Below are 21,838 nucleotides of genomic sequence, written 5' to 3'. Positions count from 1 at the left end.
GAAAGCAGATGAATGTAAAATTCACCCCATTTATTATGCTCGATGGCCACGCAAATCAAGCAATCCCATTTTACGAGCAGGCTCTAGGTGCGCAAGTCGTGTTCAAACAAACGTTCGGAGAAGCTCCGGAGGACGGTAATGCTCCGGCGATGACTGAAGAAATGAAGAAAAGAATTGCCCATTCCATACTCGTTGCCGGCGGCTCCGAACTGTTTGTCAGCGATTCGGAATCGGGCCAGCCATTGGAGCGCGGGGATCAGGTCAACATTTGCCTTACTGTGAAGGACGTATCAGAAGCGGAGCGAATTTATGAAGCATTGCGTTCAGAAGGAAAGGTACTCTTGCCCCTGCAGCCACTCTATTTCAGTCCCGCCTATGGCATGGTAACGGATCGGTTTGGGGTTACATTTCAAATTTTCACAGAAAAAGACTAATTTTCAAGCAGATCGATTAAACTCGTTGTAAGCTTCCATGGCTTAAGGCTCTTCGAGATCACCATATCATCTACTGAGCGAAATCGTAGCAATCCAGAAGAAATGCACTTGTGGATCGGATGCTATACTGAGTCCATAAATATTCAAATATAACGAAGAAAGGATGTACGAACAATGGCCAAACACACAACCTACATTTTATCCGAGGATGCAAGATCGCAAGCTGAGTTTTACACGAATGCACTCGGAGGGGAAGTTCTTTCCATCATGACATACGGACAGCTGCCCGATTCCAATGACGCCATTAAGGACAAAGTCGTTCACCTGAGCCTTGTGGCGGGCGGAGTTAATCTCTACATGTCTGACTCTTTCGAACCGATTCAATGTGGGAACAATATCAACTTGTCACTCGAATTCGCAACGGAGAACGAAGCTCGTGAAGCTTTCGCAAAGCTCGCGGAAGGTGGCAAGGTGAAGTACCCTCTAGAACCCGCTTTCTGGGGCGCCCTGCACGGACAGCTTGAGGACAAATTCGGCGTGCTGTGGATGATTTCTAACGAGGTTAAACCGAACTAGACGGATAGGGCGACTCCCTATTACACAGGTTGGCCATTAGGCTGACCTTTTTTATAGTTTGCAGGCTATAAACTCTAAATCCACTGCCAGGATTGATTCTTTCGACTAAGAAAGTTCTGCATTAGCAAAGGCAAAGATATCAGAATCGGGGGATCATCTTGCCGGGCAGGATGAAGCATGACTTCCTGGTAATGGACAGGTGTATGAGGTTGAACGACAATCGGCGCGTGCGACCGGGTACGCAAGGTAGCATGCGGCAGCAGGAAATCCTTCGTCTGCATCTCCCATGAGACGGACGTTGCCATCAAATAATAAGTGCCAGGCCTGACATCCACAAAACGAAAGCGCCCCAATGAAGGAAGCAGTGTCCCGTATAATGGGAGTCCTTCGGGGATCGGTTTAGCAAACAAGCCAATGAGGATGAAGCCGTCGAACGGAACTGACGAATAGATCCTTCCTTCTATCGTGGAGTTGCCGGGAAGTAGAACAGAAGACGTCGTTCCCCAGTCGCTCAGATTACGCAACGACTTGAAATGCGCGTCTGCTTCTTGCGCTGAACGGCGGAACTCGGACGGCGTAACGCCTACCCGCTCGGTAAACCGGGTAGTGAACGTGCCAAGGCTCTGCTGCCCGATCTCGAGTCCGATATCGCGAATGGTCAAGTTCGTCTGCAGCAGCAGGTCTTTGGCCTTCTGCAATCGGAGAGCCGAGACATAATACAAGGGCGGAAGCCCGATCTTCTCTTTGAAGATGCGCGTAAAATGATACGGGCTGTATAACGCAATGTTGGCCAGACGCGAAAGCTGAAGCGGTTCGTCAATATGCTTGTGAATATAGGCAATGACTTCGTCGATTTCTGAATAATGATCTGTTACCTCTTTCACCACGTCATCACCCCATTTTGAAAATTGCTCATGCTTTACCATATTTTAACCTAGATCCGACTTCAGCGACAATGGTTGTACCCTGATCATGACTTCCGCTCTTGTGACGCTGCCTTACAGATCGCTTATCTAATAGAATCACTAGTTGAAAAGGATTAAAGCAACGATTAGCAGAAGCAAAACGATAACTGCGGACCCAACTATTCTTATCCAGATTGGTGTTGTATAGGGCTCGGTGCTGCTTATGATTTCTTGTTGCTTACGCCGTCCATACCTAGTCATACCTTTTGGTTTGTATACCGACAAGACTGTTGCCACAAGCACGATCAACAATCCTCCACTTGGGTGTACGATGTGAATCGAATCTTTCAAGATACTTAGGTCGGTGCTCGTCAATATGCTTTTTGCGGCTATGGAAGCCGCATGGTTCAGTTCTACTAAGTATGCGATTAACATAAATACGGCTATCACGGTAAACAAAAGCTTAAAAGAGATCCAATAATGACGGAACAACCCCCACCTGGTGCCAAGGGATAACGCAACTCCGGTGAGCAGCGAGACAAAAGCGGCTGGGACCACAATAAAACGAACAACCAAGGACATCATTTGAATAGCGGATCGTATCGTATCGGCATCTTGATTGTTTAGGAGATAGGCGGCTAAGGGGATATAAGCGGCTGCGGAGCCGAGCCATCCCATGGTAGTAATTACATGTATAGCGAGTACAAGCTTACGGAGAGAGGGTGAAAGAGTCATGTGACCCTCCCCCTAGCCCCATTTAAAACAGATGCGGCACCTAATGTCATGAGATGCTGTGGAGGCAAACCCATCAATACTCTGCCATATAGCTCTAGTCCCGTCGATGCGGTAGTCAGCGCATGATTGGAACCGCCTCGAATATCCCGGAAGATTTGAGACAAGCGATTCGAGTCGGCAATGACACTCCCTCCGCTCTCTGCCATTAGCAGATCTACGGCTTCCCAGCACAGCATGGCTGCATAGGTCATATCTGTCTGCAGCTGTGCCATTTCCCTTAAACTAAACGGTTCTGTGTTTTGCACGTGGCGCTCCAATTGGTCAATCGTTCGACTGATATGAAGATGCGCGGATTCGACCTTCATCGCCGCAAGTCCTACTTTATATTGAATATGACCCACTGCCGCTTGAGAAGTATGAACCGTCATTGCAATTCCCTTGTGAGGTGCTTGTTCAACAAAATACTCGACAGCCCCCCTGGCGAGTCCGAGGATCGCGCTTATTCCTGTCGTGATGATAATGATTAGCTGTCCGTAAGGTCTGTATCTGTCACGCCCCTGCAATTGGGCAGGCAACGAACCTTCCTGATGGGCGACGACATATTTGTCGGGGATGAACACATTTTTGATTTCCAGACTATTGCTTGCGGATCCTTTTAAACTCATCGTATACCAATCGTCAACAATCGTGACTTCACTCATCGGAACAACGGCCAGCATCATCTCCATAGCTTTGCCTTCTTGCATAGACTTTACGTCCTTCAAATTCAACAAGGCGTGGGTGGCATGCTTTGAACCTGAACCGAACCTCCACAATCCTTCCTCTACCAAATATCCTCCGTCTACTTTCTTCACGACCGCTTTTTGTGCCAGCAAAACAGAACAAAAGCGGATCTCCTCTACCGGGTTATAGATCGAATCTAATACGCCCGGAGGTAAGGATAGTGCTGCATTATAGTTATTTCCGTTGATGATTTGTACGACCCAGCCAACAGAACCATTCCCCTTAGCCACCTCGGATACAATCTCGACCATGGCGCGGATACCAACCTCATGACCCCCGTACTCTTTCGGTGTGCCCAGCTTAAACAGCCCCGCATCTGAAATTCTTTGAATCACTTCTTCAGGAATATGCCGTTCTTCATCAATCCTCGTACCGAACTTCTGCAGATAGGGAACTAACTCGGCAGCCCGGTCTAGCAATTGCTGTTCAAGATCAGTGAGCTGACATTCTGTACTTAAATTTGCCATTAAGATCCACTCCTTAATTATACATTTATATACTTAAGATCCATTTGTAGGGTAAATGATATAATGTATAATTGATTTCAACAACCGATAAAATCAGGAATATGTCGAGAAACGATACAAGGAGGGAAATCTGTCATGGACCATAAAACAACCGAAGACCTTCGAGTCAAAAGAACGCGTAAGCTTTTATACACTGCTCTGTTAGAGTTAATGGACAAACACCCGTTTGAGAATATCACAGTGAAGCAGATCTGTGATCTGGCGATGGTGCATCGAACTACGTTCTACACGCATTTTCAGGATAAATTCGATTTGCTTTCACGTGCGATGAAACAAATTGCGGAGGAAGAATTTAAGGACTTTGTTGATGCCTCCTTTTCTCCATCCGAAAATTTCAGGGAATTATTCTCTTTAGCCAAGAAACATAAGAAATTGTTTTCTATTCTTCTAGCGGAAGAGAGGGATTCCTTGAGAAATCTGTTGCGAAAAGAAATGGGGAGGGGCATCAAGGAATACTTAGCCCAGCATAATTCGATCCATGAGATTTCCATCGATATGCAAATCAAAATAGAGGCCTACATCGGAGCCGTGCTTGGTGTGGTCACTTGGTGGATTGAGAGCAACGTGCCTATCGATCACGAGGAACTATTTTCAAAAATGAACATTTTTTCAGAAGAGAAATTTGCAGAATAACCTCATATTTTCCTACGGCGGGCATGGCCTGCGAGCTGCACCTGACTTAGAGCCACGGCCCTTTTTAAGGGGTCATCAAATAGCCCTCACCTAGCGGCGGGAGCGGACTTGGGGTATCTTCTAGGGCCATTCCAAAACAACTTAACCCGTCCTCACCCCAAGCGAAGCCAACAGCGACCCCATAGAAAAAAACCTTCCAGCACCTTAAACCTTAAAGCGGTACCCCGCGCCCCATACCGTCTCGATAAACTGGTGCTGCAACGGATCCTTCTGAATCTTATCACGAATCTTTCCGACATGGACCGTGACCGTGGCGGAATCGCCAAAATTCTCGATCCCCCAAACCTTATCCAACAGCGCATCCTTGGAATATACCCGATCCGGGTTTTCCGCGAGGAAGAGCAACAGATCAAACTCTTTTGCCGTGAGTGAGACTTCTTCCCCATGCAGCATCACCCGCCTGGCATCGACCTGAATTACAAGTCCGTGGATGTTCAGCTCGCGCGGCTTCCGGATAGGCGACGCGCCGGCGCCAACCGCAGCCCCGGTCAATCGGTCATATCGTTCGAGGTGTGCCCGCACCCGCGCAACAAGCTCCGACGGGCTGAACGGCTTGGTCACGTAATCATCCGCGCCTAAACCCAATCCCCTGATCTTGTCGATATCCTCCTTGCGGGCGGATACCATCAGTACCGGAATATACTTCGTTTCCCGGATCCGCCGCAAGAGGTCGAATCCGTCCATGCCCGGCAGCATAACGTCCAGGATGATCAGGTCGTATTCTTGCTCCAGCGCTTCCTCGAGCGCCTCTTTGCCGTCTGCCCGAAGGGTAACCTCATAACCATGAACTTCGAGGTAGTCCCGCTCCAGCTCGGCGATCGCTTGGTCATCCTCGACGATTAACACCTTTCGCTTCGACATCTCACACTCTCCAGTCACGTTCTATCCTGAACAATCGGAATCGTAAACATCACAGTCATGAACCGCCCCGGCTCGCTTTTTGCATACATCTTCCCGCCATGGTGCTGGACAATCTGCTTCGCGATCGACAGGCCCAACCCCGCGCCAGCCACGTTCTGATTCCGGTTTACGTCCCCGCGGTAGAAGCGGTCAAAGATTTGCTCCAGCTCGCTTGGATCCATCCCGGGTCCATTATCCGTCACCGCAATGACCCATTCCTGCTGCGCTTGCTTGCCAAAGTAAACTTGGATACTTGGCTCCTGTTTATCCATAAACTTCACCGAATTGCCGACAATGTTGAGAATGACACGCTTGATCTTCTGTGCATCCATCGTCGCGACAGCGTCGGCCCCGGCCTCGTACTGGCCCGTCAAACGAACCCCCGCACTCTCGTATTCCATGGACAGCTCATTCAGCGTTTGCCGGTAGAACTCCTGCAGCGGCACCGCTTCGAAATCGAATCTCTCCTGATCCAGATCCAGCTTGGAGTACAGGAACAGGTCGTCAATCATTCGATCCATGTCGAGCGTCTTCGAATGAATCACATCGATATACTTCTTCAGCTTCTCCGGATCATTCGCTACGCCTTCCCGAATTCCCTCCACATATCCCTTAATCGAGGTCAGCGGCGTCTTCAGATCATGCGAAATATTCGATATCAGCTGTTTGCGGCTCTCTTCCATCGCCAGCTGCGCGCCGATCGCCAGCTGCAGCTCGCTGCGCATTTTCTCGTACGAGCGAATGACGCTGCCGACCTCGTTGCGAACCTCCGAGTGCAGACTGAAGTTCAGGTCCCCTTCTGCGATACGGCGTGAGCCCTGCTCGAGCTGCCGCAGCGGCCTCACGATATCCTTCGTCGTGATCCAGATCAATGGGACCAGAATGATACCGAATAAGATCGCAATGGCTAGAAACACGAAGATGTGGAACTGGTTGCCCTTGGTCCCAGTCTCCGTCACATCGGCGACGAGATAATACGATAAGGAATCGTCCATTCCCGGAAATTCGTAGCGCACGGAGAGCAATTCGCGCCCTTCCCACTCACTCATCACGAACGCCCTATCCGCGTGCTTCTCAGAAGTTGAAATGTCCTGCTGCATCTGCGCAAGGAACGCTTCTCCTTCTCTCAATTTGCCGTAGCTTGCCCATTGCTCCCCCTGCCGGACAACAAGGAAGCCCCCGAACGGCTCCAACCGGTCTCCAAGCTGTTCAGCGAACGAGGGGGACGTCAGCTCCTCTGGCGTATACCGCTCCGCATAACGCAGGTCTACGAACAGATCGATGCCTCGATGAAGCGCATCCTCCGTAGTCTGTTCCTTTACGAAACTATTCGCGAAATAGGAAAAGACAGCCGAGACGATCCCGATGCCGGTCGCCGTAACGATTACTGCAGTCAGGATGATGCCGATAATATACGTTAAAATAAGCTTAAGCCGAATGGACATGAGTTAAACTTCTTTCTTTTGAAAGGCTAGCAAGCCCGTAATAATGCCCATAATATAGTAAGCTGTCATAAATAGCAATGGCGTTACAGACGCGCCGAAATCGCCTCTATACAAGAGCGGATGTAACCAATCCGTAAAGTCCGTTAGGAAGAACCGGTTCAGCTGCGGCTCGAAAAATCCAACGACGCCCATCGTCATCCACAGCACGATGCCGACGACCATTCCGACCCCGCCGCTCCCCGTCCAAAGAGACACGCTGTTTGCCAGTACCACCAACAAGCCGCAGAAAAGGATCGCGCCGCCGACCTCTGCCATAGTCATTCCAAATGTCGACAGGGCAGACATGCCCTTTAGCACGATGCTTCCGATAAACGTTGGCACAAACACACTTAGAACAATCAAGGCGCCCGCCGTCCATCCTGCGAGTATTTTTCCTATGAAAAGGGTCTCCCGACTGAGCGGAAGCTTCAGCGCATTCTTCATTGTACCATCCTTAAATTCGCCCACCATAAGGTCGCTGCCAAGCGAAACCATGAACAAGGGCAGAACGACTGCCAGCAGCAGTTCCAGCGCGGTTACCGGCAGGTTGCCGCTCAGTCCGACGCGTTCGCCGATCAAGACGAAGATCACACCGATAAGAAAAGAGAGCGTCAGCAGTACTTTCAGCTTGCCTCCGCGGAACAGCTTGCGCAGCTCTTCTCCAGTAAGATAAAGAATGGGTGCCATCATGCAGCTCCGCCCCTTTCCTTGGCTATACAGTACAAATAGTAGTCCTCAACGCTTGCGAACGACTCTCGAATCTGTGCAATGCTTGCCGTATCAACGTGTTTCCCCTCATAAATAATGTAAGCATGCGTAATCCAATCTTCGATTTCGTGTACCTGATGAGAAGAGATGACGATACTTATACCCGTTTCGGTCACGAGACTTCGCAGCATCGCCGTCATCTCTAGGCGGCCCTCAATGTCCATACCCGAGAACGGCTCATCGAGCATCAGGAGCTTCGGCCTGTGGAGCAGCGCGCTGGCAAGCTCGATCCGCTGTTTCATGCCGGTGGAGTACTTCTTGATCTTGATCTTTTGGTGCCTGGACATGCCCACGAGTTCCAGCGTCTGTTGGATACGCGCTTCATCGATACCCGGATACAGTTTGGAGTAGAGCTTCAGATAGTCACTGCCTGTAAAATAGGGGTACGGGGCCGGCTCGCCGAGCATCAGGCCCATGTGCAGCCTCGTCAGATCAGGCCGCTCCTCGACGGAAGCACCGTTCCAGCGAGCTTCCCCGCGGTCGGCCGTGATCCATCCGGCCATCGCCTGCAGCGCTGTCGTCTTCCCGGCACCGTTCGGCCCCAGCAGGGCTGCAACCTCACCGGAATGTACGGTGAGATTAAGCCCCTGGATGCCTCGGCCGCCGGGGTAGACCTTCGTAAGATCGTAGACTTCAAACATAAGTTAGGTCCTCCCCAAATTGAGCTGTTATTTACGTCCTTCTAACGCTTGAGCGTCGATGGTCTCTATCGATTTGCCCGCAGGATTATACACTTCAGGCGTCGTGGCGTTGATGCCGCTGATGCCGCCTTCGCCTTCCATCTTCACGCGATGGGTGACGCCCGCTTTGTCCTTGCCGCTCACCTCGAGCTTGCCTTCCACCCCTTGCAGTCTATTGTCCGCATCGACCGTCAGTTGCAGACGCAAATGCTCAATTGCGACCTCCTCTGTCAGCTCCGGCAGCTGCTCCTCAAGATTTGCTGTTTCCAAACCCTGGAAGAAAGGAATCTGCTTCAGCCCCTCCCACTCTGTCGTCACTTCCGATGCATTCGGATGCTTCTCCCTGTCATTGGCCGATGCCACGTCCATCAGCAAACGGACCGCTAGCGGAACCTCCTCCTTGCTCACGTCGACAGAAATCGTCTTCGAGTCATCCGTATGGTTCACTACGCTGAAGTTATCCTTGAGATCGCCGACCATGAAGTCGAGAAGTGCTTCCTCCGCTTTATTCATCGGACGATGATCGAAGTCCCCCTCTTCCTTCCATTCATGGTGCTTCCCGGCATGCTCGCCGTCCAGGTTAATCACCCGATAGTCCAAACCGTGCGTTCGGTCTACGAGATATGCCGTGTCATCGTCACTGCTATACATGCTGCCGCTGCGTTCAATACCCATGAGGGTGAAATCAAAGTCGCCGCTTACGCTCTGGGTATCTCCCGCTGCCTTGAACTTCGTCGAGCCGTCCGCCTCCAGCACCGTCTCGCCATTCAGCGTAACCGCGAAGTTTCCGTTCACCGTCGCACTCTCGATCGTTTGCTCCGACATTAGATTCGATTTCAGCACCTCTTTAAATGCCTCGTAACCCCCCGTATCCGGTGTGGACGCAAATGCCGTCACCGTAAAAATACTTGCTGCAGCCACCGACGCACCAATCATCAATACTTTGCTTTTCTTTTTCATCTCCAACACGCTCCTTAAGGTTATATAGTTTCTCTTTCTTGCCTACAACCTTAGTCTAAAGGAGGAGTCTAAACTCCCTCGAAAGGAAAAATAAAAATTTTCTAAAATGGCAAGTTTAAAGGCCACCCCGTTGGGAATGGCCTTTTCTTTGAGACTTCTTTATTCAACTATCGTTTCCAAACAGGCTATATCGTACAGGGATCGAGTATTGCTCAATTTAACCAGGCGCCCCAGACCTTCCTCTCCCGGATTGCATCCCGAGCAACGTCTCGGTCGTCAAAGTCTATCGTTCCATCCTTTGTGATCTGATACGTTTCGTGACCTTTGCCCGCAATCACGACGACGTCCCCTGTATTCGCAATGGCGACCGCACGCACGATAGCCGCGGCGCGATCTTCCATTAATTCATACTTCTCGGCCGAATATTGCTTTTCACGCAAACCTTCCTCTATATCTGTGAGAATCCGTTCAGGATTCTCGGAACGCGGATTGTCGGATGTGATGACCACATAGTCACTGTATTCGGCCGCGATACCACCCATGATAGGGCGTTTCGTCCGGTCGCGGTCGCCACCGCATCCGAACACTGTGATGATCTTATTATCAGCAATCGCTCGGACAGCCCGAAGTACATTGTCCAGCCCGTCTGGCGTATGGGCGTAATCTACCAGCACAAGAAACGGTTGCCCCTCGTCAACAATCTCCAGCCGTCCCGGAACCCCTGGCAATGACGCAAGTCCAGCCCGGATAGTTTCCAGCGTCAGTCCCTCAGCGAGTCCAGCCGTAATCGCTGCCAACGCATTATAAACGTTGAAGGTGCCTACCATACGAATCTGCATTTCAGCAGTCCCCTTATAAGTTACGACCCGGAACGACGTCCCCCGCGCGCTTAGTCGAATTTCCTCTGCCCGTACGTCCGCCTCCTCTCGGATACCGTACGTCAGCACATAAGCTGCAGTCAGTTTCTGAAAGATGGCGGATGCCTGGTCGTCTGCGTTCAGAACGGCGAATTTGCACGCACTAGGATCGTCTGTGAACCCATTACCTAGACGGGAAAAGAAAAGCCCTTTTGCAACGATATAATTCTCCATCGTGCCGTGATAGTCCAGATGGTCCTGTGTAACGTTCGTAAACACCGCTGTCCGAAAATCGCAACCTAGCACCCGACCAGCATCAAGTCCCTGCGAAGTTACCTCCATCACGGCAAACGCACAGTTCGCATCGGCCATTCGTCGAAGGTTCGCCTGTAATACGGGCGGCTCCTGCGTATTAATATCTGTTTTGAATAGCGTGTCACCAACCTTCGTACCTATGTTTCCCATCAGCCCGGTCTTGTTGCCAGCATACCGAAGAATCGCCTCAATCATGTGAGCTGTCGTCGTTTTACCGTTTGTGCCAGTAACCCCAATCAGTTTCAGTTCACTGCTCGGATAACCAAAAAAATGCGCAGATAGTACCGCAAGCGCATGCCGTGCATCCTTCACAAGAATTAATGGCACGTTGACCTCTACATTCCGTTCTGCAACAACTGCTACCGCCCCTGCCTGTACTGCATCCTTAGCATAGGGATGTCTATCTTCTTGATAACCCGGAATGCCTGAGATACACACAAAGAGGTCACCCGGCATAACACGCCGCGAATGATTGGCTATTCCAGTAATTTCGATATCATCTGTATTCCCTTGGACAACCGCATTAGGAATCAGAGCAGTCAGTTCACGTAATTTCATTAAACAGACCTCCTTACATTACATACAATATCTTTATACTACGTCACATCCACCAACAAATGGAAGTGGCCTCTAACGCTTTTCTTTCCGGGCCTTGGGGAGCCTCCTCCGTTCACGATGCCCTCTTCCAACCGTGGGATGTGACGAGGATGTTCCACTCAAATTTATAATGCAGTTCTTGGCGCAGTCTGTAACGGCAAGTAAGGCCATCCTTTACGGGATGGCCCTTTCTATCTTGCTTTTTTTCAACTATAGTAATCCCTTAGCGTAGCGCGATCACAGCAACCTTTTCAAAGGCTGCTTCATAAAGACTAAATCGTTCGTTTCTCATACTCAAAGAGATCTTCACACGAGTAAATTCCATGGAAGAAACCCAAGTACGGGATATCATATTCCCTACACTTTATCCGGTATGACAAATCCTCATCACACTCCAGATCTTCGCCGAGAAGGACTATGTGAGTGGGGAGCGAAAAACCAATACCCTTAATCTGCTATTCATAAGCATAACTTCAAGGATACGATGTAATTGACCCCGATTTTCCTTGCAACTTTAATGGGAATTTGCTTGCGTTTGTATTCTTTAAAACCTAATTTACTATATAGTTTCATGGCCGGAGTATTGGTATCCGCTACTTCTTCAATCAAATAAGTTTCATAAGGGGTGTGCTCGAGGATATGACGAATCAGTTGGGAAGCAATACCTTGCCCCCTGAATTCAGCGGCCGTCCCAACAAATTCAATGGAGCCTGCTATACCCGATAAAGGATGAACGACAATCCTTTCAAATTCCTTTTTTAGAAAAATACCGGCCAAAGTGCCTTTAATAAAACCTAAATGTTTACGAAGCTCCTTCTTATCCAGTTTAACCGAAGTTGAAGCTCCATCCGTACATGCAGCCATGCCTGCCACTTGCTCCTCGTATAAAGCCACGTAAAATTGGTTCAAGACGAACATATGGGCGAACGCTGCAGCAATCCGATTCGGATCCTTAGAGAAAAAAACAAGCCATTGTGTAAATCCCTCTGCGAATACTTTAGAAATTCCCCTTCTCACGTCCGAATCAGCCAGATCGGCTCGAATCACGTTGATCATGACAGGTTCACTTCCTTTCCTTCAATAGAAATGCAGTGAGAGTTGACGGTGACGGCATGACAAAGCTGCTCTTTAGCAATACTTTCATCTGAGCTAACCCATGAATCGATCCATAAAAAAGGAAGGCCATCTCCTTCGCATCACCCGGCCTAAATTCCCCAAGCTGCTGGCCCTTGCGAATGAGCTGTGTCGTTGAATCCAGCAACCTGAAGTTTACCTGGAGGATCTCTTCATTTTGTTTAGAGTCTGCAGCAGCCCCAGCTAATAGCGACTGATTGATAAGGATCAACAGATGGGCCAATTCCTCCCCGTTGATCATATCGGTGTAGATTTCATCAACAAATTGTACCAATAACTTTGCAGGAGATTGATCGGACTCGAAAAACCTAATATTACGCTCCAATCCTTCCATCGCGAAGGCAACCAATTCGTTAAACAACTGATCCTTCGTTTTAAAATGGCGATATAGCAGCCCCACACTAATGCCGGCTGTATCCGCGATATCCTGAACGGTCGTCGATCCGAAGCCTCGATGAACAAATAGCTGCATCGCGGCCGAATGGATTTTTTCTCTGGTAGCATTGCGCATTTCTTCAAACTGTTCCTTAGTACGCGGCAAAACGATCAACCTCTTTTAATGAATGAATTTTTACTCATTATAAAATAATGGAAATGAACCTGTCAATTCCTATTTATGAAATTGGCCTGTTACCCCATACCAATTACAATACTCCGACATACAGAAGACACTGCTCCAGAATGTGGTCTAGCAGAATCGCATAAAAGGGCATTACTAAGGTCTTTGTCATAGAGCTTGAGTTACCGATCGTCTGAGGGCATTTATTTAAAGTGCCTTCCCCAAAAAATAGCGAAAGGGACTTTTGCTCTTGGCAAGCAAAAGTCCCCTTCAGGCAGCAATCTGAGCGCTCAATTGGACGCCATGTATGCTAGGATTCTTCCGTGTACTTTTTGAAATTGTCCATAATCGCTTGCCATCCTGCTTGCTGGAACTCAATCGGATGCGTACTTTCTGCATCAAACGTTTCAACGACCTTCGTTTCCCCGCCTTGATCCGTGAAGGTGATCTCGACCCTTCTCCCATCTGCCATCGTATATGAGATCCATTCATGCGGCTTCACTTCGTCATATACTCCAGCAAAATCAAACCCCATGCTGCCATCCTTCGCTTCCATTCGGGTCATAAACTTGCCGCCAGCCCGCAAATCATTCTCAGCCCTCGGCGCATGCCAATCCTCGGAAGCTTGATTCCACTTCGTAATGTGCTCCGGCTCCGTCCAACAGCTCCATACTTTTTCAATAGGCGCTTGAACAACTACCTGTACAGTTACTTTCGTTGGATTACTTGTTCCCATTTTGAAAGACACCTCGCTCAATATCATCATTTTTTGCTTCTCAATGATATAGACGTCATTCGAAATCAAAATTCATCGGTGAATTTGCTCCGGCAGCCCAAATCGGGAAAATAATTTGGTGTTAATAAAATTTTGGACATGGAGTATTTTCCGGTCTTTAACTTCAATCACGTGAATTCCCCAAGGGATGAGGACGTTTGGTGCTTCAGGACTCGGCGCATACTGTGCAATAGCAGGATAGCCGCCGTTCACCCTGACTGGCAAAAAGCGGGAGCCCTCGCAATGCCAGCGAGTCAGCGAAAAAAATTTGAACAAATCGTCCTTCCCTCGCACCCACATCGCAAAAGGCGGCATGGACAAGCAGCCCTCCTCATGAAATAATGCGACCAGCGCATCGATATCAAATTGTTCAAAGGCATCCACGTATCGTGACAGCAGCTCACGATCAGGTTCTGTATCCATCCGGCTGAGCTCGTCGGAACGGAGCCGGGTCCCCCTCATCGTCTCCCTGGCTCTTTGCAAAGCGCTATTCACAGCCGCCGGCGACATCCCCAAAGTTTCTGCGATCTGTTTGGAGGACCAATCGAAAACATCCTTCAAAATCAGAACGGCACGTTGGCGAGGTGGTAACGTTTGCAAAAGTGCGATGAAGCAGATCTGCAAAGTATCTTTACGAATAAGAACATCTTCGGGATTCTCTCCAAAGTCAGGAGCAAGCCATATCCATGAGGAGTCGGGCAGCGTTTCGCGGGGTTCAATAATAGAGACCGCCGGATCGGACAGATCAACGGGCAGAGTACGGCGCTTGGCTTGTCTCAGCTTGTCCAGGCACACATTGGAGGCGATTCGATAAATCCATGTTTTGTGCGACGATTCCTGCCTGAATGAATTCCAGTTTTGCCAAACACGGATGTAGGTTTCCTGAACCGCATCGTCTGCGTCCTCAATGGAACCCAACATTCGGTAGCAAAACGATGTGAGCCCAGGCTTTAAATTCTCTAGTAATTGCACGTCCAATGCCGTCTCGGTCATATTAGTCCCTCCTTTTTGACGGGGAAATAGGTGACTTGCTTGAACGGCCAAGGCTGACCCCAGCTTTTCAGCCGATGTCGTGAATTGGAAGTCCATGTCTATAGTAAACTCATTGTATCATTATTCTCTAAAATGGTACGCCAATTAATCCCTTAAGCAATGTATATCTAAACAGTTGTGTACCAATACACCCCATATCTATCTATTACCTCAGCACAGCAAGTGCACCCATACTACGTTAATTCAGTCAAATTTCCGTTCCGTATAATGTGGTCGAAAAATCATACTAAATGATCCTTCGAATGGCCGATTCTATGATTTCTATATGGAAATTCATATACATTTGCTCAAATTAGCAATAAAGTAACGATCCAGTATGAAATTTCGAACATAATCGTATTGACTCAAAATTCGTATCGATGTTGTTCTTGATGATCCTGCCGCAAGCCCATATCATCTATAATGCGAATTTAATGCCAATTTTGACGCAACTAAACGGTAATGGCAAGATTAAAGCCATCCTTTGTGGGGATGGCCCTTCTTTTAAGTCCACGTTATTTCAACACATGGTTTCAGTTAGCAAACTCTGTTTTTTTAACGACAGGAATCCAGACTTCCATTTCGTACATGTTGTTTCCTCGATCATAGGTCATTTCGAACTCGGGACCGTTTGCAAATTCGTAATTAGAGCTCGGAAACCACTCACCCCAGATCCGCCTCCACAATCCATGAATATCATTCTGTCCATCGGGATTAATTCCTGTAGAGAAAATCGCGTAAGTCTGTGGGGAAATTTGAAGCTTTTCAAACCCTTGCGACAAGCCATTCTGAGGCAAGAAATAACCGATCATATAGGAGAATCGCTCACCTTGGTGGTTGTATAAAACCCCATGAATTTGACCATCTTCCCCCAAACCTGCGGCGGAACGAATTCGCTTTACTGTTCCGTCGGAAATGCACCTCTCCCAAAATTGAGGTATTTCAACATACGGATTCTCGCCATTGGCATTGACCATAATTGAAACCCCGAACATTTCAAAACCTTGTTTTTCCTCGATTCTGTAATTCATCTCCACATCTCCTCGAATTGAAATATGAAAGGATAGCCGAGGATAGGCCTTGAGTGAAACGCCCTTGTCACGCGCTGCCATCGGCACCACGCCATGCATTTTTTTGAACGCTCTGGAAAATGCCTCAGGCGATTCGTAACCATACTTCAATGCAATGTCGATGACCTTTACACCACTGTTCTGCAGTTCAAATGCGGCAAGGGTCAGCCGCCTGCGCCGAATATACTCCGCCAGCGTAACATTAGTGATGAACGAGAACATCCGCTGAAAGTGGTAAGTCGAGCAACAGGAAATTCTAGCCACTTGTTCGTAATCGATTGCTTCAGACAGATGTGTTTCGACATATTCCATTGCGTTATTCATGCGGTCCAGCCAATCCATTCAGATCCTCCTTCCAAATTTAATTTTAGGTGATGGTGGAAAATGGAGCCTTGCAATTCTTGCACAGAAATATCATGTTTATATTCGTGATCAAAACAAAGCCCCCTTAGGTATTCCCTATTCCCATCCATATAAAGAAGATGGATCGGCTTTCCGACTTCCTTCGGTGTTGAATCGATTTGCTTGAGGATCGACCGAAACGGGGTAATGCCGATTCCGTCCGGCAATGAAAAGTGCCGGGTTTTCATCTTGGAGATGAAAGGGGCCTGCTGGGCAGCGCATCGTGATTTTCATATTTGGTGTCAATTCCAGCAATGCTTTCTTAAACTCACTCGGTTGTTCACCAATACGCGTTGTGATTCTAACCGCATTCTCAGTTGGAGCGGATGACACGCTGAACGGGCGCGTACCATTTTTTACGGACTTATGTGTAATGCTAAACAAACCGTATTGCCCCGCTTTCCAGGTTAAGTCGCACCCGCCAATTCTTGCTGTTCCCGCCCGGTTATTTATTGTTCCAACAACACTTTTACCAGCTTGTCGATCCATGCCATCCAACCATATTTAGCGCCTGCAAGTCCTTGTTCATTGGTAATTCCAGTTTGTTCAAGGTGCAGGTTCACCTTCCCATCTCCCAAATCCTGTATCGTCAACGTAACCGTATGTCTCTCCTCCCCGACTGCCCAAGTAAAGGACAATAGGTTCGGTTCATCCACGATAAGCACTTCGCTGTCTACGATTCCATCCCAATATTCGCTCGGTTGATGGCGGAACTGAAAGCGATGTCCGACAACGGGCTCAAAATCATTATCCGCAATCCATTTGGCTAACTTGCTTGAATCGGTTAAGGCAGTCCACAGCTTTTCAACTGATGTCGTAAATTGAAAATCCATGTTTAATGATAAACTCATTCTTCATCCTCCTCTAATAACTGGCCTAATCGCATCATATTGTTACTCCAATACTTCCTGTAGAAAGCAACCCAGTCTTCAACTTCCTTGAGTGGAGATGCGTTTAACTTATATCGCGTTTCTCTGCCTACTCTACGATCTTGCACCAGACTGGCCTCTTTAAGGATAGTCAGATGCTTGGACACCGCCGTCCGGCCCATTGGAAAATGCGGCGTGATCTCGTGTAAAGGCAACTCATCTGCATCTGACAACAGATGAATCAGCCTGCGCCTCGTCGGATCCGCAATCGCGTCAAACACATCCCGTTTTTGTACAGCTTGGTTCATCGCAACCACCAAATTTCCTCATGTCTTATATTAGACACCGTTCGGTGTCCGTTTTATTATAAGACACCACTTAGTGTCGAGTCAACAAAAAAAGGCGCCCGTCAAAAGAGCACCTTGAACTCGAGAAGATGACAGAATTGGGGTATCCCCCTATTTACTCGTGCTAATAGAAGTTTCTAAAACTTTGGGAATGGCCGCCATATTCATACATAAATTTCCATATCTTAAAGAATGGGCCTATGCTGATTTCTTCTTTACAATAGCGGGAGCGATTATTTCTCATCTTGTTATAGGCGATTCCATTGACTACCCAATGTTCATACTTAATTTCCACTATTATGTATAATAAAAGTTATAAAAGAAAAAAAGTTGTCTTCATGGAGAGTTGTGTTATGAAAAAAATAGATTCTTCCAATTTTGTTTTACATGCAAAAAGTGATCACTTTTATTGGGAAGGAATGGGCCAACTATCCATAAAAACATTTTCAAATGGTAAAGCTCATTATAAAACTGATAAAGGCTTTTATGCTGTTGAAGAGAGTAGATACCTTCTTCTCAATGAGGGTCCTTACACCATTTCAATTGATGAAACAGATGAAGTGGAGTCTTTTTGTATTTTCTTTAAAGATGAGTTTCCGGCGGAGGTCTTTCATTCATTAAAAGCAACAAACAATGTACTTTTAAGCGATCCGTATAAAGATACAGGTTCTATTCGCTTTTTTGATAAAACCTATCATAAAAATAATACTTTGTCTTCTCAATTAGAAACCTTTAAACAGATATTACCTAGTCTTGAACTCGGTTCCGTTGGCTATGAGGAACAATTTCATAAGATAATGGGTTCTATTTTGAATGAACATTTTAATACATACAAAGAAATCGAATCATTGCATGCAATTCGTAATTCCACACGTGAAGAATTGTATAGAAGGGTAAGTATAGCGCATGATTATATTAGATCTTATTATAATGAACCTTTAAAGCTAGATGAAGTTGCTAAGGCTGCTTGTTTATCACCTAATCATTTATTAAGAACTTACTCTCAAATATACGGTAGAACACCCCATCAGCATATTTCATTATTTAGGATACAAAAGGCAAAACAACTGCTAGCAGAATTAGATCATAATATGACTGAAATATCCTTTGAACTTGGATTTCAAAACCCTGTATCCTTTAGTAAAATGTTCAAGCAGCATGTTGGTTTATCTCCAAAAGAATATCGAAAAAAAGTGATATTGGATAAGACACTTTAAGTGAAATTATTTATTCTTAGTTAAGAAGAAGATATTTGAAGGGAGAAAAAATGCCTTATGGAAACTACAATGATTAAAAATGTTGGACAAATCGGTGTACCTGTTACAGACATAAATAGGGCACTAAATTTTTATAAAGAGAAACTAGGTCTCTCTCTTTTATTTAACACGGATCGTATGGCATTCTTTGAATGCGATGGCTTGCGGCTTATGTTAACACTTCCTGAAAAGGAGGATTTTGCCCATTCCAGTTCAGTTATTTATTTTCAAGTAAATAATATTAAAGATACATATAAGCACTTAGTAGAAAAAGAAGTTATGTTTATCGATGAACCACATGTTGTGGCAAAAATGGGACAATCAGAAACATGGATGGTATTTTTTAAAGATACGGAAGATAATACTCATGCATTAATGAGTGAAGTACAAGTTTAAGAAAACCAAAAGGAGACCGTCTAAATAACATAACGGTCTCCTACTGTTTAAAGCAGCCGAAAGGTGATACTAGGCAACAACGATTGGATTTCTATCGTTATGCTTGCTTATTTGTACAGATCATTGCGGATCATGGCAGGATTATGGCAGCCACAACAGCAACAATCGACACATCTGCAGACCGGGCTGCTATGCCGACGAAAAAAGGCAAACGCCGGGTCCAGACGGAACTGCCCCAACGTTTGACCCTTCGCAAAATGGATGTTCACTTGTTTACTCGAACGTATCGAATAAGCTCATGACCGTAAGCTGCTCCCTGAATCCTTCCAAGGAAAGCGACACGGAAAGGCTGTCCTTCCCAACCACGACGGAGACTGGACGGCCCGCTGACAAATCGAAGACGTTATCGCTCCAGCGCGCGTCTGCCCCCTTCAGGTCAAGTGACACAAATTGGGCAAAGGCCTTGCTTTCCAGCCTGATCACGAATCGTTCCTCCTCCTCGGTCACGCTCGCACTAATCCCGGGGTCAAGGAAATCGAAATGCTTTGCTTTGACGAACAGCACCGTCCCCGAACTGATCGGCTTGCCATCAACGATCAACTCGAATGCCAGATAGCTTTGCCGCAGTTTCTGCTTGGTGTTCAGCGTCTCGCTGAAGTCGAGGCCGATAACCTCCCGGGTGGAGAGTGAGTCCATGGACACTTCGGCTTCCCCGCTCTGGATAACCTCGGACAGATGATTCATCAAACGCCAGCGCAGTTGTCCGTCAACATGATGCAAGGTCTCATTGGTCACGTGCAGCGCGACTTGCGTCCCTTCCTCGCAGGCCGAAGCCAGTACCGGCGCGTAAAACCGTTTAGCGGCATGATGGGTAGCCTTCCAGCGGCCAAAATAATCCAGACTCGACCATGAAGCCCCCGGCCAAATGTCGTTTAGCTGCCAATATACGGCGCCCATACATCTGCCGCGGTTCCGTCTCCAGTGCTCCACGCCGCAGCGCATGCCTTCGGCCTGAATCAATTGGGACACGTAGAGCAGCGACTCGAAGTTTTTTGGATATTTGAAATATTCGCTGATGTAATACATGATCTTCTCGTTGCCTGTGCCGTTCTTCTGATGAGCTTCCATTACGTAGGAAAAAATATTCCGGTCCTCCGGGAGCGTGAAAGTCTCTACCGTCTTAAGCGACGGGAACGACTGCAGACCGAACTCAGACATAAATCTCGGGTAGAGCGTTCTAAACTCTGTAATAGGCTTGCGGCCATGCCACACGTCCCAATAATGCATATCCCCGATATGCTCGTTGTTCGGGTCGTCGATGCCTCCGGTGGAGGAAGGCGACGAACGCCAATAGAACGTATTCGGGTCAAGTGACTTGGAGAGCTCCGGCAAATATTGCTCAAACTGGAGTAAGTAATCGTTTTTCAGCTTCTGGCCGTAACGCTCGACCCAGCCCCAATACGCCCAGGCGTATTCCAGCTCGTTGTTGCCGCTCCATATGCCAAGGGAGGCATGATGGCGAATTCGCTTCATGTTGTCGATAGTCTCCAGCCTGATGTTTTCCTTAAATTCGTCGTTGAAATCGTAGGCGCCGCAAGCGTACAAGTGATCCTGCCAGACAATGAGGCCATGGCGATCGCACAGATCGTAGAAATAATCGTCAGCGTAATAGCCGCCGCCCCATACTCGGATGCAGTTGTAGTTGGCTTCCACACAGCTTTGAATCAATTGCTCCATCCGCTCGGCGCTTCTTCGACCGAACACATTGTCCTCCGGTATAAAGTTGGCGCCCATGGCAAAGATGCTCTTCCCGTTGATTTCAAACGCAAAAGATTCTCCCCACTCGTCCTGCTCCTGCTTGACGGTTAACGTTCTCAAGCCGATGCACAGTGTTGTATCGTCGAGTTCCCGTCCACCCTCAATCAGTGATACGCGCAATGTATAGAGCGGCTGGCTGCCGTAGTTGTTAGGCCACCAGAGTTCAGGATCTTCCACTTCAAGCACAAGCGTGCTTGCGGTTCCAATGTCCTCCACTTCTGCTTCAAGCATTCTCCCGTCAGGCGTCTCCAGCGTTGCCCGAAGCTGTAGGCCAGCATTCGTCCAGTTCTTGATTCCTACTGCGACTTCAAGCTCAACCTTGCCTTCCTCATGCCGCTGCGTCACATAAACATCGTCAATTCTGCCCAAATCGTAACCGCGAATAGAGATATCTCTCCAAATCCCCATATCCGGCAGCTTCGGTCCCCAGTCCCAACCGAACATACTGTGCGCCTTGCGGAGATGGGAGATGCCGGGCACCGCGTCAGCGCAGCTCGTTAGATGGTATTCTTTATCCTTCTCCAGTACGTAGTTCGTCGCCGAGCGGATGATAACATGTATTTCGTTCCAACCTGCAACAAGCAGCGCCTTAACGTCCGCCTCGTAGGTCCGGTGCATATTGTTCGTCTTCAACACGGCCGTCCCGTTCACGGACAGTTCACACAACGTATCCAATCCGTCGCAGCGCAGCAGCACCGTATCGTGATCCAGCACGGCCTGCTCGACGAAGAAGCTTCTCCGGTATTGGTAGTCAAACTTGGTCAGTTCAAGAATGTCGTACTCGTTGTCTCTGAAGAACGGATCCTCCATCTTCCCTGCCTGAAGCAAATCATGGAATACGGAGCCGGGAACGACCGCATCGATCCACTCCGTCTCGTCGGTTCTTTTCATCTTCCATTCACCGTTCAGCGTCAATTCTTGCATGCACACTCCACCTGCTTCTCGTTTTATTTTTGTTCTATAATT

The 21,838-nt window shown here is 47.9% G+C and carries 24 protein-coding genes; 6 read left to right on the top strand and 18 right to left on the bottom strand.

Annotated elements, in window-relative coordinates:
* Positions 1-8 precede the first annotated feature (8 nt).
* Both G358_RS0113380 and G358_RS0113375 read left to right on the top strand, forming a co-directional pair.
* Positions 9-434 (top strand): VOC family protein, encoded by a 426-nt coding sequence (locus G358_RS0113380; RefSeq protein ID WP_019637743.1) that lies wholly within the window; start codon positions 9-11, stop codon positions 432-434.
* A 174-nt stretch (positions 435-608) separates the two neighbouring features.
* A complete protein-coding gene (locus G358_RS0113375) occupies positions 609-1,010 on the top strand; it encodes a VOC family protein (protein ID WP_019637742.1) in 402 nt (133 codons plus the stop codon).
* 74 nt (positions 1,011-1,084) lie between these two features.
* Here G358_RS0113375 and G358_RS0113370 read toward each other — a convergent pair whose 3' ends face one another.
* The 3 genes from G358_RS0113370 to G358_RS0113360 form a co-directional block, all read right to left on the bottom strand.
* Positions 1,085-1,936, bottom strand: a complete 852-nt coding sequence (locus tag G358_RS0113370) for a helix-turn-helix domain-containing protein (RefSeq protein WP_051107684.1) — start codon at positions 1,934-1,936, stop codon at positions 1,085-1,087.
* A 99-nt stretch (positions 1,937-2,035) separates the two neighbouring features.
* Positions 2,036-2,650: a hypothetical protein gene (locus tag G358_RS0113365; RefSeq protein WP_019637740.1), complete on the bottom strand. Its 615-nt coding sequence runs from the start codon at positions 2,648-2,650 to the stop codon at positions 2,036-2,038.
* Positions 2,647-3,900, bottom strand: a complete 1,254-nt coding sequence (locus G358_RS0113360; protein WP_019637739.1) for an acyl-CoA dehydrogenase family protein — start codon at positions 3,898-3,900, stop codon at positions 2,647-2,649. The genes G358_RS0113365 and G358_RS0113360 overlap by 4 nt, the downstream gene beginning before the upstream one ends.
* 135 nt (positions 3,901-4,035) lie before the next feature.
* On the opposite strand from G358_RS0113360, the gene G358_RS0113355 reads away from it, so the two are divergent.
* Positions 4,036-4,593: a TetR/AcrR family transcriptional regulator gene (locus G358_RS0113355; protein WP_019637738.1), complete on the top strand. Its 558-nt coding sequence runs from the start codon at positions 4,036-4,038 to the stop codon at positions 4,591-4,593.
* Between the two features lie 204 nt (positions 4,594-4,797).
* Here the strand turns inward: G358_RS0113355 and G358_RS0113350 are convergent, their stop codons facing one another.
* From G358_RS0113350 to G358_RS0113285, 14 genes are all read right to left on the bottom strand, one after another.
* On the bottom strand, positions 4,798-5,514 hold the full coding sequence (locus G358_RS0113350) for a response regulator transcription factor (RefSeq protein WP_019637737.1): 717 nt from the start codon (positions 5,512-5,514) through the stop codon (positions 4,798-4,800).
* A 14-nt stretch (positions 5,515-5,528) separates the two neighbouring features.
* The gene (locus tag G358_RS31730) at positions 5,529-6,998 is read right to left on the bottom strand and encodes a sensor histidine kinase (protein WP_019637736.1); all 1,470 of its coding nucleotides are present in this window, start codon (positions 6,996-6,998) and stop codon (positions 5,529-5,531) included.
* Positions 6,999-7,001: 3 nt separating this feature from the next.
* On the bottom strand, positions 7,002-7,727 hold the full coding sequence (locus G358_RS0113340; protein ID WP_019637735.1) for an ABC transporter permease subunit: 726 nt from the start codon (positions 7,725-7,727) through the stop codon (positions 7,002-7,004).
* A complete protein-coding gene (locus G358_RS0113335; RefSeq protein WP_019637734.1) occupies positions 7,724-8,446 on the bottom strand; it encodes an ABC transporter ATP-binding protein in 723 nt (240 codons plus the stop codon). Before G358_RS0113335 ends, G358_RS0113340 begins: the two co-directional genes overlap by 4 nt.
* Positions 8,447-8,473: 27 nt before the next feature.
* Positions 8,474-9,445 carry a hypothetical protein gene (locus G358_RS0113330; protein WP_019637733.1) on the bottom strand — a complete coding sequence of 324 codons (972 nt, stop codon included), beginning with the start codon at positions 9,443-9,445 and terminating at the stop codon, positions 8,474-8,476.
* 212 nt (positions 9,446-9,657) lie between these two features.
* The gene (locus G358_RS0113325) at positions 9,658-11,175 is read right to left on the bottom strand and encodes a UDP-N-acetylmuramoyl-L-alanyl-D-glutamate--2,6-diaminopimelate ligase (RefSeq protein ID WP_019637732.1); all 1,518 of its coding nucleotides are present in this window, start codon (positions 11,173-11,175) and stop codon (positions 9,658-9,660) included.
* Positions 11,176-11,673: 498 nt separating this feature from the next.
* Positions 11,674-12,270: a GNAT family N-acetyltransferase gene (locus G358_RS0113320; protein ID WP_019637731.1), complete on the bottom strand. Its 597-nt coding sequence runs from the start codon at positions 12,268-12,270 to the stop codon at positions 11,674-11,676.
* Between the two features lie 7 nt (positions 12,271-12,277).
* On the bottom strand, positions 12,278-12,889 hold the full coding sequence (locus tag G358_RS0113315; RefSeq protein WP_019637730.1) for a TetR/AcrR family transcriptional regulator: 612 nt from the start codon (positions 12,887-12,889) through the stop codon (positions 12,278-12,280).
* Between the two features lie 328 nt (positions 12,890-13,217).
* The gene (locus G358_RS0113310; RefSeq protein ID WP_026342244.1) at positions 13,218-13,643 is read right to left on the bottom strand and encodes an SRPBCC family protein; all 426 of its coding nucleotides are present in this window, start codon (positions 13,641-13,643) and stop codon (positions 13,218-13,220) included.
* Positions 13,644-13,715: 72 nt separating this feature from the next.
* Positions 13,716-14,675: a sigma-70 family RNA polymerase sigma factor gene (locus tag G358_RS0113305; RefSeq protein WP_019637728.1), complete on the bottom strand. Its 960-nt coding sequence runs from the start codon at positions 14,673-14,675 to the stop codon at positions 13,716-13,718.
* A gap of 572 nt (positions 14,676-15,247) precedes the next feature.
* A complete protein-coding gene (locus G358_RS0113300) occupies positions 15,248-16,126 on the bottom strand; it encodes an AraC family transcriptional regulator (RefSeq protein WP_019637727.1) in 879 nt (292 codons plus the stop codon).
* 117 nt (positions 16,127-16,243) lie between these two features.
* On the bottom strand, positions 16,244-16,675 hold the full coding sequence (locus G358_RS33080) for a ferredoxin reductase domain-containing protein (protein ID WP_157274366.1): 432 nt from the start codon (positions 16,673-16,675) through the stop codon (positions 16,244-16,246).
* Complete coding sequence (locus G358_RS0113290) at positions 16,636-17,037, bottom strand: SRPBCC family protein (protein WP_019637725.1); 402 nt, start codon at positions 17,035-17,037, stop codon at positions 16,636-16,638. Before G358_RS0113290 ends, G358_RS33080 begins: the two co-directional genes overlap by 40 nt.
* A complete protein-coding gene (locus G358_RS0113285; protein ID WP_026342243.1) occupies positions 17,034-17,363 on the bottom strand; it encodes an ArsR/SmtB family transcription factor in 330 nt (109 codons plus the stop codon). The genes G358_RS0113290 and G358_RS0113285 overlap by 4 nt, the downstream gene beginning before the upstream one ends.
* Positions 17,364-17,499: 136 nt before the next feature.
* Between G358_RS0113285 and G358_RS34555 the strand changes: the two genes are divergently transcribed.
* Genes G358_RS34555 through G358_RS0113275 form a run of 3 tightly spaced genes read left to right on the top strand, consistent with a single transcriptional unit; the run spans position 17,500 to position 19,054 of the window.
* Positions 17,500-17,709 (top strand): DoxX family protein, encoded by a 210-nt coding sequence (locus tag G358_RS34555; RefSeq protein WP_084662797.1) that lies wholly within the window; start codon positions 17,500-17,502, stop codon positions 17,707-17,709.
* 46 nt (positions 17,710-17,755) lie between these two features.
* Positions 17,756-18,619: a helix-turn-helix domain-containing protein gene (locus G358_RS0113280; protein ID WP_019637723.1), complete on the top strand. Its 864-nt coding sequence runs from the start codon at positions 17,756-17,758 to the stop codon at positions 18,617-18,619.
* Positions 18,620-18,676: 57 nt separating this feature from the next.
* On the top strand, positions 18,677-19,054 hold the full coding sequence (locus G358_RS0113275) for a VOC family protein (protein ID WP_019637722.1): 378 nt from the start codon (positions 18,677-18,679) through the stop codon (positions 19,052-19,054).
* 273 nt (positions 19,055-19,327) lie between these two features.
* Here G358_RS0113275 and G358_RS0113270 read toward each other — a convergent pair whose 3' ends face one another.
* Entirely contained in the window at positions 19,328-21,796 is a 2,469-nt protein-coding gene (locus G358_RS0113270) for a beta-mannosidase (protein WP_019637721.1), read from the bottom strand.
* Positions 21,797-21,838: the final 42 nt, after the last annotated feature.

Source organism: Paenibacillus fonticola DSM 21315 (genome assembly GCF_000381905.1).
In the GTDB taxonomy this organism is placed as follows: Bacteria; Bacillota; Bacilli; order Paenibacillales; family Paenibacillaceae; genus Fontibacillus; species Fontibacillus fonticola.
This window is presented reverse-complemented; position numbering and strand designations above follow the sequence as displayed.